The 14,032-nt window shown below is 63.4% G+C and carries 9 protein-coding genes; 5 read left to right on the top strand and 4 right to left on the bottom strand.

The genetic code is table 11. The annotated features are described in order from the left end of the window. From ENZ74_RS06315 to ENZ74_RS06300, 4 genes are all read left to right on the top strand, one after another. Positions 1 to 1,068 (top strand): PDZ domain-containing protein (locus tag ENZ74_RS06315; protein WP_127312697.1); only part of this gene is annotated, 1,068 nt, incomplete at its 5' end. A 350-nt stretch (positions 1,069 to 1,418) separates the two neighbouring features. After that, complete coding sequence (locus ENZ74_RS06310) at positions 1,419 to 2,093, top strand: response regulator transcription factor (RefSeq protein WP_023812818.1); 675 nt, start codon at positions 1,419 to 1,421, stop codon at positions 2,091 to 2,093. A 7-nt stretch (positions 2,094 to 2,100) separates the two neighbouring features. Continuing rightward, a complete protein-coding gene (locus ENZ74_RS06305; RefSeq protein WP_013532630.1) occupies positions 2,101 to 3,579 on the top strand; it encodes a HAMP domain-containing sensor histidine kinase in 1,479 nt (492 codons plus the stop codon). Then, on the top strand, positions 3,579 to 6,527 hold the full coding sequence (locus ENZ74_RS06300; protein WP_013532629.1) for a bifunctional [glutamine synthetase] adenylyltransferase/[glutamine synthetase]-adenylyl-L-tyrosine phosphorylase: 2,949 nt from the start codon (positions 3,579 to 3,581) through the stop codon (positions 6,525 to 6,527). The genes ENZ74_RS06305 and ENZ74_RS06300 overlap by 1 nt, the downstream gene beginning before the upstream one ends. A 59-nt stretch (positions 6,528 to 6,586) precedes the next feature. On the opposite strand, the gene ENZ74_RS06295 is transcribed toward ENZ74_RS06300, so the two are convergent. The 4 genes from ENZ74_RS06295 to pepN form a co-directional block, all read right to left on the bottom strand. After that, entirely contained in the window at positions 6,587 to 6,919 is a 333-nt protein-coding gene (locus ENZ74_RS06295; RefSeq protein WP_244514280.1) for a hypothetical protein, read from the bottom strand. A 97-nt stretch (positions 6,920 to 7,016) separates the two neighbouring features. Further along, on the bottom strand, positions 7,017 to 7,277 hold the full coding sequence (locus tag ENZ74_RS06290; protein WP_013532628.1) for a type II toxin-antitoxin system prevent-host-death family antitoxin: 261 nt from the start codon (positions 7,275 to 7,277) through the stop codon (positions 7,017 to 7,019). Between the two features lie 107 nt (positions 7,278 to 7,384). Beyond that, positions 7,385 to 9,706, bottom strand: a complete 2,322-nt coding sequence (locus tag ENZ74_RS06285) for a PAS domain-containing sensor histidine kinase (protein ID WP_013532627.1) — start codon at positions 9,704 to 9,706, stop codon at positions 7,385 to 7,387. Between the two features lie 259 nt (positions 9,707 to 9,965). Further along, positions 9,966 to 12,611: an aminopeptidase N gene (pepN, locus tag ENZ74_RS06280; protein WP_063167698.1), complete on the bottom strand. Its 2,646-nt coding sequence runs from the start codon at positions 12,609 to 12,611 to the stop codon at positions 9,966 to 9,968. Positions 12,612 to 12,767: 156 nt separating this feature from the next. On the opposite strand from pepN, the gene ENZ74_RS06275 reads away from it, so the two are divergent. Beyond that, positions 12,768 to 14,032: xanthine dehydrogenase family protein molybdopterin-binding subunit (locus ENZ74_RS06275; protein WP_164760958.1), on the top strand; the 1,265-nt coding region annotated here is incomplete at its 3' end.

The raw sequence follows: 14,032 nt of genomic DNA, 5'->3' as shown, positions 1-14,032 counted from the left end.
GCCTTCACCGTGGTGATGAATGACGGCAAGGAACTCGACGCCAAGCTGATCGGCACCGACCCGCGCACCGATCTCGCCGTGCTCAAGGTCGATGGCGTCGGCAAGTTTACCTATGTCGACTTCGCCGATGACTCCAAGGTTCGCGTCGGCGACTGGGTGGTGGCCGTCGGCAATCCGTTCGGCCTTGGTGGCACCGTCACCGCCGGCATCGTCTCCGCCCGCGGCCGCGACATCGGCGCTGGCCCTTATGACGACTTCATCCAGATCGACGCATCGGTCAACCGCGGCAATTCTGGCGGCCCGACCTTCAACCTCAACGGCCAGGTCGTCGGCATCAACACCGCGATCTTCTCGCCGTCCGGCGGCAGCGTCGGCATCGCCTTCGACATTCCCGCTTCGACCGCCAAGCAGGTCGTTCAGGACCTGATGAAGAGCGGTTCCGTTCAGCGCGGCTGGCTCGGTGTCGAAATCCAGCCGGTCACCTCCGACATCGCTGAGTCGCTTGGTCTGAAGTCCAACAACGGCGCACTGGTTTCCAGTGCCCAGGACGATGGTCCCGGCAAGAAGGCGGGCATCACGGCCGGTGACGTGATCACCCAGGTCAACGGCAAGGACGTCGCTTCGCCGAAGGAACTGGCACGGCTGATCGGCGCCTACTCGCCTGGCAAATCGGTTGACGTCACCGTGTGGCGCGACGGCAAGAGCCAGACGGTCAAGGTCGATCTCGGCAAACTGCCCTCGAGCGACAAGCAGGCCTCTGTCGACCAGTCGCAGCCTGCCGCTCCGGCAAAGCCCGACACGCTGGCCGATCTCGGCCTGACCGTCACCAAGTCCGAAAACGGCAAGGGGCTGGTGGTGACCGACGTCGATCCCGACAGCGATGCTGCCGATCGCGGCATCCAGCCGGGCGACGTCATCACATCGGTCAATTCGACCGAAGTGAACGGCACCGACGACGTCACCAAGGCGATGACCGAAGCGGTCAAATCCGGCCGCAAGGCAGTGCTGATGCAGATCACCCGCGACGACACCAATCGTTTCGTCGCGCTGCCCGTCGCCAAGGGCTGAGGTCGGCTCCGGAGCGTTCTCTCGGCCTTCCGAGACGGGTGAGGGCGTTCCGGCGGCAAGTTGGACTTTTCCAGTGCGCCGGTTCAACACCCCCGAGCCGCCGTACGGGAAAGCATGGAGGAGCGCGCGTTAGTCAGTCATCGCGCCTTCCCCCGGCGGCAGCGGGCTTCCCATCGCCCGCTGCCGCACAATTTCAAAAGCGCTTCAACGATCCGATGCCAACGACATCGGCAGCGAGCAGCTTTATCGCGCACTGCTTCGAGCGATCTCGGTCGCGATGCGCTTTGGCAAAGGCCACAATGCAGATGTCTGCCACTCAACCTTCCGGCGAAATCGCGTATAACAGCCCTATGAAGATTCTCGTCATAGAAGACGATCGCGAGGCTGCGGATTACTTGCAGAAAGCCTTTGCCGAGGCCGGTCACACCGCGCATGTCGCCGGTGACGGCGAAACCGGCTTTGCGCTCGCCGACGCCGGCGACTACGACGTGATGGTGATCGACCGGATGATGCCGCGTCGCGACGGCCTGTCGGTCATTGCCGGTCTCAGGTCCAGGGGCAACACGACGCCGGTGCTGATCCTGTCGGCGCTCGGCGAGGTCGATGACCGGGTCACGGGTTTGCGCGCCGGCGGCGACGATTACCTGACAAAGCCCTATGCCTTCTCCGAGCTTCTCGCCCGCGTCGAGGTGCTGAACCGGCGCGCCAGTGCCAAGGAAGCGGAAACCGTCTACCGCGTCGGCGATCTCGAACTCGACAGGCTGTCGCATTCGGTCCGCCGTGCGTCACGCGAGATAACGCTGCAGCCGCGTGAGTTCCGCTTGCTCGAATATCTGATGCGGCATGCCGGCCAGGTGGTGACGCGCACCATGCTGCTGGAAAATGTCTGGGACTACCATTTCGATCCGCAGACCAATGTCATCGACGTCCATGTCTCCCGGCTGCGCGGCAAGATAGAGAAGGGCTTCGACAAGCCCATCCTGCATACGGTTCGCGGCGCCGGCTATATGCTGAAGAGTGGTTAGCTGCGGCATGGCTCTTTCCGTGCCCGCCATCATGAAGACGACGGCAGCGCGGCTTTCGGCGCTCTACTTCCTGCTCTTCGCGCTCTGCGCGGTGGCGCTCGTCTTCTACATGACCTCGCTGTCGGCGCGAATGCTGACCGCGCAGACGCAGGAGACCATCAATGACGAAGTGCTCGGCCTTGCCCGCGCCTATCAGCGCGGTGGCCTGCCGGTACTGGTCCGCGTGGTCGAAGCGCGCTCGCGCCAGCCCGGCGCAAACCTTTACCTGATCGCCGACGCCAACGGCCAGATCCTGACCGGCAACGTGCAGAGCCTCGAACCTGGCGTTCTCGAAACCGAAGGCTGGACCAGCAGTCCGTTCTCTTATCAGCGCTTTGGCGAGGGAGAGCTCGAGCGCCTGCGCAACCTTCCCGCCGAGCAGGGTACCACCACCCAATCCGAGCAGAACGATGCGCAGGCGCAGGGCGAAAAAGGCCACAACGCCATTGCGCTGGTGCTGCGGCTGCCGAACCAGATGATCATGCTGGTCGGCCGCGACCTTGGCGAGCCGGAACGGTTTCGTGCCGTCATCCGCCGTGCGCTGATGCTGGCGCTCGGCATGATGGGGCTGGGCGGATTGCTGATCTGGTTTTTTGTCGGCCGCGCTGCGCTGAAGCGCATCGACAGCGTGTCGGAAGCCAGCCGTCGCATCATGGGCGGCGATCTGTCGGGCAGGCTGCCGGTGACGGGGGTTGGCGACGAGTTCGACCGGCTCTCCGAAAATCTCAATGCCATGCTGGCCAGGATCGCCACGCTGAACGAAGGCTTGAAGCAGGTTTCCGACAACATCGCGCATGATCTGAAGACGCCGCTGACCCGGCTGCGCAACCGGGCCGAAGCGACGCTTTCGGGCAAGCAAAAGCCCACCGACTACCGGCAGGCGCTGGAAGGCACCATCGCCGAGTCGGACCAGTTGATAAAAACCTTCAACGCCATCCTGATGATCTCCCGGCTGGAGGCTGGCTACTCGTCTGAAAATACGAACCGCGTCGATCTTGCGGAAGCCGTACGCGATGTCGTCGAGCTCTATGAGCCGGTGGCGGAAGAGGCGGGCGTGTCGCTGGAAGCAGACGCGCACGAGGCGGTGTCCGTCAACGGCAACCGCGAACTGATCGGTCAGGCGCTGTCGAACATCGTCGACAACGCCATCAAATATTCCACCGGCGCCAATGCCCAGCCGGCGGTGCGCGTCACGCTCGAGCGAACCGGTGCGGACGTTCGCCTGTCGGTTGCCGACAATGGCCACGGCATTCCCGACGATGGCGACCGCGCGCGTGCCACGGAACGTTTCGTGCGGCTGGAGAAGAGCCGTTCGCAACCGGGTTCCGGTCTTGGCCTCAGCCTCGCCAAGGCGGTCATGACATTCCACAATGGCCGGCTTGAACTCTTGCCTGGCAATCCTGGACTATCCGTGGTCATGAGTTTCCCGGTTCGGGAGGATCACTGATGAGCACGACTGCGAGAGCGAAAGATTGGCTGCTGAAGCCGGCGGCCAGGCTTGTTCCGCTGGACGAGGACCGTGCGCGGCTGGAACTGGCCGAGATCGCGTCCGCCGCACGCGAAGAAGGGCTGACGCGGCTGGCCAAGTTTCTGGCCGGCAAAGGGGAGGGCCAGGATTTCCTCGCCGCCGTCTTCGATCTGTCGCCGTTCCTGCGCGATACGGCACGTCGCCGGCCGCAAATCCTGGACGGGCTGTTCGAGCAGACAATCGAGGCTCGGCTGAAAGCGATCGGCGCCGCCATAGACCTGGCGCATTTGGCGGAGACCCTTTCGGAATCCGGCCTGATGATGGAGCTGCGCCAGTGGAAGGCGGAGGCGCATTTCCTCATCGCGCTGGCCGATCTTGCCGGCGAGGCCGAAACGGCGCTGACGGTCCGGCGGTTGAGCGACCTCGCTGACGCCTGTACCCGTGCCGCCGTCGACTTCCTGCTGCGCGACGCGCACGGCCAGGGCAAACTCAAACTGCCGGATGTCGACAACCCGTCGAAACAGTCGGGTTGGATCCTGCTCGGCATGGGCAAGCTCGGGGCACATGAGCTGAATTTTTCCTCGGACATCGATCTGGTGGTTTTCTTCGATCCGGAAGCACCGGCGGTCGTCGACCCGCTCGACGCCACCGAATTGTTTTCGCGGCTGACGCGCCGCCTGGTTCGCATCCTGCAGGACCGCACCGAGCACGGATATGTCTTCCGCACCGATCTGAGGCTGCGCCCCGACCCCGGTTCGACACCGCTGGCGATCCCGGTTGAGGCGGCACTGCGCTACTATGAGGCGCGCGGCCAGAACTGGGAGCGCGCCGCCATGATCAAGGCACGTCCGGTGGCTGGCGATCTGGCCGCGGGCGCTACCTTCCTCAAGGAGCTTCAGCCCTATATCTGGCGCAAATACATGGATTACGCGGCGATTGCCGACGTCCATTCGATCAAGCGTCAGATCCACGCCCACAAGGGCCATGGTGAGATCGCGGTCAAGGGCCACAACGTCAAGCTCGGCCGCGGCGGCATTCGCGAGATCGAGTTCTTCGTCCAGACCCAGCAGCTTATCGCCGGCGGACGCTTCCCTGAACTGCGTGGCCGCGAGACCGTGCCGATGCTCGGCGAGCTTGCGACACGCGGCTGGATCACCACCGAGGCGCGCGATGCGCTCGCCCGCCAGTACTGGTTCCTGCGCCGCGTCGAACATGCCGTGCAGATGGTTGCCGACGAGCAGACCCACACGCTGCCGGAAGATGATGAAGGCTTGGAGCGCATCGCCCGCATGCTCGCCTTTGCCGATGCTTCTGCCTTTTCCCAGGCGTTTCGCGCCTCGTTGCAGCAGGTCGAACGCCACTACGCGGCACTGTTCGAAACAGCACCCGAACTGTCGACAGGCATCGGCAATCTCGTCTTCACCGGCGATGTCGACGATCCCGATACGCTGCAGACCTTGCACGGCCTCGGCTTCCAGCGGCCAAGCGACATCTGCCGCGTCATCCGAGGCTGGCATTTCGGTCGCTATCGCGTCACCCAGTCGGCGGAGGCGCGCGAGCGGCTGACGGAATTGACGCCGGCGCTGCTGCGCTCCTTCGGCCAGACGCGCCGGGCCGACGAAGCGCTGATGCGCTTCGACGAATTTCTCGCCGGCCTGCCGGCCGGCATCCAGCTGTTTTCCCTGCTGCAGTCCAATCCGGCCCTGCTCAAGCTCCTGGCAACGATCATGGGTGCGGCGCCCCGGCTGGCGGCGATCATCACCCGCCGGCCGCATGTCTTCGATGGTCTGCTCGACCCGGCCTTGCTGACGGAGCTACCGGACCGCGCCTATCTGTCGGCACGGCTTTCCGCCTTTGTCGAGGGCGACCGGCTTTATGAGGACGTGCTCGACCGGCTGCGCATTTTTGCTTCCGAGCAGAAATTCCTGATCGGCGTCCGGCTGCTCGCCGGCTCGATCGATCCGGCGCGCGCCGGCCGCGCCTTCTCCGATCTGGCGGATCTCACCATCGAGGCTGCGTTGCAGGCGGTGACGGCCGAATTCGCGGCGCGCCACGGCACCATTGCCGGCGGCGTGGTTGCGCTGCTCGGCATGGGCAAGCTCGGCAGCCGCGAGCTGACCGCCGGATCGGATGTCGACCTGATCCTGCTTTACGACCACGCGCCGGACGCCGAGGAGTCCGATGGCGACAAGCCGCTGGCGCCTTCGCATTACTACACCCGCATGACGCAGCGGCTGATCGCAGCTGTGTCGGCGCCGACGGCGGAGGGCGTGCTCTACGAACTCGACCTGCGCCTGCGGCCATCAGGCAACAAGGGTCCTGTGGCGACCCATATCGATGCCTTCAAGAAATACCAGCGCCAGGAAGCCTGGACCTGGGAGCACATGGCGTTGGCACGCGCGCGCGCCATAGCTGGCGACGCCAGCCTGTGCAGTGAGGTTGAAGCGGAAGTGGCGGCGGTGCTTGGTCAGCCGCGCGACGCCGCAAAGGTGATGGCCGAGGCCTCGGAGATGCGGGCTATGATCGAGAAGGAAAAGCCGCCGCGCGACCTGTGGGACATCAAGCTGATCCCCGGCGGCCTGATCGATCTCGAATTCATCGCCCAAGTCGCTGTCATCACCGGGCAGGTAGGCGCCGGGCCGCGCGTTACCGGTACCGCCGAAATCCTTTCGCGCCTGTCACCGGGCTTCGCCAATGCCGGGGCGAGGCAGGAGCTTTTCGACGCCTATGCGCTCTATCTGGCGCTGACCCAGATGACGCGGCTGTGCCTTACCGGAGCCTTCGAGCGCGACGACGTTCCGCCGGGGCTTTCGGATCTGCTTCTGGCGGTGACCGACCTGCCGGATTTCGGTGTGCTCGAAGCACACCTCAAGGAGACGTCGCAGAAGGTCAGGAAGGATTTCGACCTTTTGCTTCGTGCGGGATGACCGGGAAGCGATCGTCCCTTGGAATCGGGGACGTTTCGTGGTCCTCCAGTCTCATGCAGCTACTCTGTTCGCCGAATCTGCTGCAGCGCCCGGCTTGCGTGAGACTGCAAAATCCGGTCGCGCAGATAGGCATAGAAACGCGGCGGCAGCATGCCATAGTCGAATCGGGACGGTTTGCTCCCCGCGATAGGCCTGAGATCGGGACCCGGCCAGAGGAAATGATTGGTTTCGGTGACGACGATCCATGATGGCGTGTCATCGAGGCCGAGATAGGCTTTGAGGGGCGCAGGTATTTCTACTGCATCGGCAGGATCTGCTGGTGGCGAGTGTGTGACCGGAACGACCGTTATGACTTCACGGCCCTCCACGACCGCGCGGCGACAATGGCGCATGATCGGTTTTTGCGACCTTCTTCGGCACCCTTTTCGTGTTCTCTCACCCAGAGGTAAGAATAGGAAATCACCAGACCCGGGATAGGTTTGGGCAGGCTCACGGTGTCCAGTCTTTGAGCATTGCATCAAGCCCGGCATATTCGCTCGATACGGCGCTTTCGGCGATGGCGTTAAGCGTCTCGTCGTCCAGCTCTTCCACAGGACGGGCGACCCGTCCCTTGACCAAGACCTCGAACATCGCCGCCGACAGGAGTACCGTGTGGGTCCGGCCATTCTTTGTGATTGCGACCGGCGCACGCTGGGCAGCATCCTGAAAACGCCCGACATTCTGCTGGAATTCCGTTGAAGTCACTCGCATGACAAGGCCTTTCTTTTTTATCCAAAATAGATAAAATAGATAACTTTGTCAAAGCGTTTCACCTCGCGTCCACGAGGTGGATCAGGCCTGGGATGGTGATAAAAACTTCACGCTGCAACCTTGACGGCCAGCACGCTCTTCTTCACCGGAATGCGCACCGACACGATAGTGCCGACACCTTCGCTCGACCGGATCTTCAGCGCGCCGCCCTGAAGCTCGGCCAGCGAACGTGAGATGGCAAGGCCAAGGCCGGACCCGGCATGGCTCTTGGAGAACTGGTTCTGCACCTGTTCGAACGGCCGTCCGAGCTTTCCGAGCGCCTCCTTGGGGATGCCGCAGCCATTGTCCTCGATCGTCAGCACCAGCGCGCCGGATGTGTTGCGGGCCCTGACCGATATGTGGCCGCCGTGGCCGGTGAACTTCACCGCATTGGACAAAAGGTTGATGACGATCTGCTTGATCGCACGGCGATCGGCGACCAGCGTCAGCGCATCGGCAATGCGCGTTTCCACGGAGATGGCCTTTTGCGCCGCCTGCAGCGAAACGACGCGTACGGTTTCGCTGATCAGCGGGCCGAGGTCGATCTCTTCCCGGTCCAGAGAGAACTGGCCGGCCTCGATCTTGGACATGTCGAGAATATCGTTGATGACGCCCAGCAGGTACTTGCCGCTGCTGTTGATGTCGGTGGCATATTCCTCGTAGCGCTCCGATCCGAGCGGGCCGAACAGCCCTTGTTCCATCAGTTCGGAGAAGCCGATGATGGCGTTCAGCGGCGTGCGCAACTCATGCGACATGTTGGCCAGGAATTCGGATTTGGCCCGGTTCGCCGCTTCGGCCCGTTCGGTTTCCTTCATGTATTTGCGGTTGAGGTCGACCAGTTCGCGCGAACGCTCCTCTTCGGCCCGCCGCGCGAGGCTGAGATCATGGATCGTTGCCATCAGCCGTCGCTCACTGTCGACCAGCTTCTCCTGGTGCAGCTTGATCTGGGTGATGTCGGAACCGACCGAGACGATGCCGCCGTCCCGGGTCTTCAGTTCGTTGACCTGCAGCCAGCGGCCATCGGCCAACTGCCGCTCGAAAGTGGCGCCGCCCTGCAGGCCGCTGGTGTGGGCAAGCCGCCTTTCGGAAGCAAAGGCCAGCATGCGTTCTTCCAGAGCCGCGCGCGCGGTGCCCGGCATCACGTCGCGGTCCGAAAGCCCGTTGTCCTGCTGGTATTTGGAATTGCACATGATCAGGTGCTGCGTCGAATCCCACAGCACGAAGGATTCGTTGATGTTCTCGATCGCCGTTCTGAGGCGAAGGTCGGCAGCCTCGGAACGCAGCGCCAGATGACGCTGTTCGGTGACGTCGACGGCGATGCCGATCAGCTGGATCTCCGGCGCTTCCGGATCGATGACCTGTGCCCGCGCGCGCATCCAGACCCATTGGCCATCGGCATGGCGCATGCGGAACACCTGATCGATGTGATCGATCTCGCGAGCGACGATTCTGTTGGCGAGCTCGAACAGGTCGCCGTCCTCGGGATGGATGATCTGATCGACCTCGCCGAAGGACAGCATCGTTTCGCAAGGCTTGTAGCCGAGCATGTCGTACATCGAGCGCGACCAGTACATCTTGCCGCGCACCATGTCCCAGTCCCACAGGCCGCAGCGGCCGCGAACCAGCGCCATGTCGATGCGCTGATGCGCTTCGAGGTAGATGCGGTCGGCCGCCTGCGCACGTGCCGCCTGGCCGAAATAGGCATAGAGGATGACGATCAGCACACCGGCCGTCAGCACGAACAGGGTGACGTTCAGCGAAACGGTCTTGCGCCAGGCATCGAAAACCGCGTCCTGTGGCACCAGGGCCGCCGATGCACCCTTTCCGCCATTCGCCAGGCTGACCGCGGCGTACCAATCCCGTCCGTCGATGTTGACGTCCATGACGCCCGCACGATCGCCGAACATGAACAAGGGCTGGCCGCCCTCGACGAGGCCGTCCAGAGAATGGCCCTGCCATGGCATCGAGCGTGGCGTCACCGCGACGATCTTGAAAGCGCTGTCGGTGATGACAAGCACATGGCTGCGGCCCATCGCGCCCTGACGGCTGGTGGTCTCCAGCAGATCCTGTATGGCGCCGGGCACCGTTTCCGAGGTGGTGGCGAGCGAACTGGCCAGCTGGCCCGCCGCCAGCGTCAGGATCGCCTTGGCATTGCGCTCGACATCGTCGCGCTCGTTCATCAGCGACAGCACGCGCAGCGCCGCGATGACGATCAGGAAGGTGATGATGAGGACGGGTATTGATCGGCGCAGCAGCGGCTCGGCGGCCAGAAGCCGCCGGTAGGCCGGTTCGGCGATGAGTCGCGTATTCCCGGCAAGACCGTCGCCGCGCGTCTCACGATGCGCAAAAACCGTCCCTCCGGGCGCGCCCCACGCGTCCGCCTTCGCCATAAATGGCACTCCCCGAATTTGCCTATGCTGCTTGGTGATCCGGCAAACGCCGCACTTCCGAATCGTCAGTAAAGAATCAAAGGTGATTCGCCTTGTCCAGTGGTCCGGCGAAAAAAGATTAAAAATCGACTAAAATAATGGGCTTTCGCTGGCGCAGCGCCTAACGGAAGCCGCTGCTGGCAGGTCCTGGTTGAAATTCACCAGCTTGGCGGCGTGCACGGATCTCCCTTCTGCCACAAGGGGAGAAGGAAGAGAGCGGCTAAGCCAGCGTGCGCTCGACAATATCCCGCAGATCCGCCGACAGGTTTTCGGCGCCGGCGATCGAGAGCAGCGCTTCCCTGGCCTTCGCCTGCCGCAAGGGTTCGAGCGAACGCCAGGATCTGAGCGCCGTCGCCAGCCTTGCCGCCACTTGCGGGTTGCGCTTTTCAACCTCGAGGACGGTTTGAGCAAAGAACCAGTAGCCTTCGCCGTCGGCCCGGTGGAAGCCGGTCTGATTGGCGCTGGAGAAGGTGCCGATCAGCGAGCGCACCCGGTTCGGATTGCCCATCGAGAAGGCCGGGTGGTTGGTCAAGGCCTTCACGGTGTCGACGGTTTGCGGCCCCGGTACGCTGGCCTGGATCTGGAACCATTTGTCCATGATCAGCGGGTCGGACCCGTAGGTCGTCTCGAAAGCCGCCAGCGCCTCGACCGCCTCGGGCGAACCGTGGTGACGATGCGCGAGCACGGCAAGTGCTGCCGCGCGGTCGGTCATGTTGGTCGCGGACTGGAAATGCCCGGCAGCGAGTTCCGCTCCGCCCGGCTGCAGCGACAGATAATCCAGCAGGGTGTTGCGCAAGGCGCGTCGCCCGGCGCTTGCCGCGTCGGGGCTGAACGCTTCTCTGTCGGCAAGGCTGAGGTAGAGGCCCGAAAAAACGTCCCGGTTCGCAGTGCCGATCGCCAGCGCCAGTGCCTCGCGAGCCGCATAGATGGCATCGGGGTCGATGTTCCTGCCGATGTCGCGGGCAATGTCGGCTTCGCCGGGCAGGGCCAGCGCCAATGCCCGATAGGCCGGCTCCAGCGTCTCGTCGCCGGCAATGCTGCCGGCGAGTTCGATCAGCCGCGGCGCAAAGGCCGGCTGCTTGCCGCCGAGGATCTCGCGGAACGCTGATATCAGCGCATCGGTCAACAATGTGTTGAAAGCCTGCCAGCGCGAGAAGGCGTCGCCGTCGTGGCGGGCGAGGAAGAACTGGTCGTCGGCTTTCTGCTCGACGGACAATGTCACCGGCGCCGAAAAGCCGCGGTTGAGCGACACGGCCGGGCGCTCGGTGACGCCTGAAAACCGCACCATGTGGCGACGCTTGCGGATATGGATGACGCCGTCCTCGACGCTGGCGCCCTCGACGCTACTATACGGCACAGGCTTGCCGCCGGCGCCGATCAGCCCGAAAGCGAGCGGGATGTGCATCAGCCGCTTGCGGCTTTCGGAGGGTGTCGGCGGCACCGACTGCTCGATTTCGAGCGTGAACTCCTGCGCGGCCGGATTGTGCGTCGAACTGATCGTCAGGTTCGGCGTTCCCGCCTGATGATACCAGAGCGCGAACTGCGACAGGTCGCGGCCGGACGCATCCTCGAACACCTTGATGAAATCCTCGATCGTCGCCGCGTCACCGTCGTGCCGCTCGAAATAGAGGTCCATGCCGGCGCGAAACACGTCGGCACCGAGAATTGTGCGGATCATGCGCACCACTTCGGAGCCCTTCTCGTAGACCGTCGCGGTGTAGAAATTGTTGATCTCGCGGTAGCGGCGCGGCCGCACCGGATGCGCCAGTGGGCCCTGGTCCTCTGGAAACTGGTGGGCGCGCAAGGTCCGCACCTCGGCAATACGCTTGACCGCGCGCGAGCGCTGGTCGGCGGAGAATTCGTGGTCGCGGAAAACCGTCAGGCCTTCCTTCAGGCAGAGCTGGAACCAGTCGCGGCAAGTGATTCTGTTGCCTGTCCAATTGTGGAAATACTCATGCGCTATGATCGCCTCGATATTGGCGAAATCGGCGTCCGTCGCGGTCTCCCGGTCGGCCAGCACATATTTGTCGTTGAAGATGTTGAGGCCCTTGTTCTCCATCGCGCCCATGTTGAAGTCCGACACGGCGACGATGTTGAAGACGTCGAGATCGTATTCGCGGCCGAACGCCTCCTCGTCCCATTTCATCGACCGCTTCAGGGCGTCCATCGCATAGCCGGCCAGCGTCTCCTTGCCGGGCTCGACATAGATGCCGAGCTCGACCGTGCGGCCGGACAGGGTGACGAAACTGTCCGCGAGCCGGCCGAGATTGCCGGCCACCAATGCGAACAGATAGGACGGCTTGGGGAAAGGGTCGTGCCACACTGCATAATGCCAGCCGTCGCCGAGGTCGCCCTTTTCGAGCGGGTTGCCGTTGGACAGGAGCAGCGGCGCCTCGTCGCGCATTGCCTCCATGCGCACCGTGTAGACGGACAGGATATCGGGACGGTCGAGGAAATAGGTGATGCGGCGAAAGCCCTCGGCTTCGCATTGCGTGCAGTAGACGTGGCTCGAGCGGTAGAGGCCCATCAGGGCTTCGTTGCCCGCCGGCGCCACCTCGGTCTCGATGAGCAACTGGAAGCGCCGCGCCACCGGTGGCTTGAGGATGGTCAACTGGTCGGGCGTCGCCAGCAGATCCGCCGGTTTTACCTTCTTGCCGTCGATCTCGATGTGCTTGAGCGTAAGCCCGTCGCCGTCGAGCACCAACGGAGCCGATGCGGAGACGCCGTCACGGCGCTCTATCGTGAGCACGGCGGTGACACGCGTTGCGTCTGGCGAAAGGCGGAAGGTGAGGTCGGTTTGCGGAATGAGGTAGTCGTTGGGGCGATAGTCTTCGAGCTTGAAGACCTGGCCGGTGTCCGTGCGCATTCCGTGGGTTTTCCTGTCGATTGCGTTGGCGGCGGATTGTGTCCGCTGGTCCAAGAAATTTGAAGTCCGCGCTCTTTACACGAAACGGCCCCTCGACAAAACTGAGGCAATGCCTATTTCAGGCGTTCGTTCTCCTGTCATCATCACGAGGCATCCATGACCGTCGTCACACCGAAATTCGGCATGGGCGCATCCGTGCTGCGGCGCGAGGATGCCGCCTTCATCCAGGGCCAGGGCCGTTATACCGACGACATCCAGCCGGCTGGCGTCCTGCATGGCTATCTCCTGCGTTCGCCGGTCGCCAAGGCCAGCTTCACCATCGGTTCGACCGAGGCGGCGAAGGCCGCACCTGGCGTCCATCTGGTACTGACCGGCAAGGACCTTGCCCATCTCGGCGATCTGAAATCCGGCGTCATGCAGGAACAGCCGGACGGCACCAAGGCGCCGACGCGCGACATCCCGATCCTGTGCCGCGACCGCGTCAACTATGTCGGCGATGCCGTTGCCTTCGTCGTCGCCGACAGCCGTGCCTTGGCGCAGGATGCCGCTGAATTGATCGATGTCGACTATGACGGCGAAGACGCGGCTTCCGGGACCGCAAATGCACTTGCCGAAGGCACGCCGCTGGTCTGGCCGGAGCTCGGTTCCAACCGCGCCTTCAGCTACCACATGGGCGACAGGAAAAAGACCGAAGCGGCTTTCGCCAAGGCCGCACACGTCACCCGCATCGAGTTCGTCAACAACCGGCTGGTCTGCAACTACATGGAGCCGCGCTCCGCGATCGGCGAATGGAACGTCGAGGAGAAGCGCTTCGTGCTGACCACCGGGTCGCAAGGCGTGCACTCCATGCAGTACATCCTGGCCAGCGTGTTCAAGATCAAGAAGGGCCAGTTGCGCGTCATCACACCTGATGTCGGCGGTGGTTTCGGGCCCAAGAGCTTCGTCTACCGCGAATATCCGCTGGTGCTGGAAGCGGCGAAGCGGCTTGGCCGCCCGGTGAAGTGGGCCGGCGACCGCACGGAACACTTTCAGACCGACGCGCAAGGCCGCGACAATTTCGTCACGGCCGAGATGGCACTGGACAAGGACGGCCGCTTTCTCGGCATGAAGGTGGACCTGCTCGCCAACATCGGCGCCTATATCTCGCAATATGGTCCGTTCATCCCCTATATCGGCGTCACCATGTCGACCGGTGTCTACGATATCCAGGCGCTCGACGTCTCGGTGACCGGCCTCTACACCAACACCTGCCCGGTCGATGCCTATCGCGGTGCCGGCCGGCCGGAAGCAGCCTTCCTGCTGGAAAAACTGGTCGATGCCTGCGCCCACGATCTCGGCCTGCCCGTCGAGGAGATCCGCCGCCGCAATTTCATCCGGCCGGAGCAATTTCCCTACCGGACGCAAACCGGCCGCCTCTACGA

Origin of the sequence: Mesorhizobium sp. M7A.F.Ca.CA.002.15.2.1 (assembly GCF_003998715.1) — a bacterium.
GTDB lineage: Bacteria > Pseudomonadota > Alphaproteobacteria > Rhizobiales > Rhizobiaceae > Mesorhizobium > Mesorhizobium ciceri.
This window is presented reverse-complemented; position numbering and strand designations above follow the sequence as displayed.

Coding starts and splice junctions, on each gene's coding strand:
- ENZ74_RS06310 (WP_023812818.1), top strand. CDS start 1,419: ATGAAGATTCTCGTCATAGAAGACGATCGCGAGGCTGCGGATTACTTG.
- ENZ74_RS06305 (WP_013532630.1), top strand. CDS start 2,101: ATGGCTCTTTCCGTGCCCGCCATCATGAAGACGACGGCAGCGCGGCTT.
- ENZ74_RS06300 (WP_013532629.1), top strand. CDS start 3,579: ATGAGCACGACTGCGAGAGCGAAAGATTGGCTGCTGAAGCCGGCGGCC.
- ENZ74_RS06295 (WP_244514280.1), bottom strand. CDS start 6,919: ATGCGCCATTGTCGCCGCGCGGTCGTGGAGGGCCGTGAAGTCATAACG.
- ENZ74_RS06290 (WP_013532628.1), bottom strand. CDS start 7,277: ATGCGAGTGACTTCAACGGAATTCCAGCAGAATGTCGGGCGTTTTCAG.
- ENZ74_RS06285 (WP_013532627.1), bottom strand. CDS start 9,706: ATGGCGAAGGCGGACGCGTGGGGCGCGCCCGGAGGGACGGTTTTTGCG.
- pepN (WP_063167698.1), bottom strand. CDS start 12,611: ATGCGCACGGACACCGGCCAGGTCTTCAAGCTCGAAGACTATCGCCCC.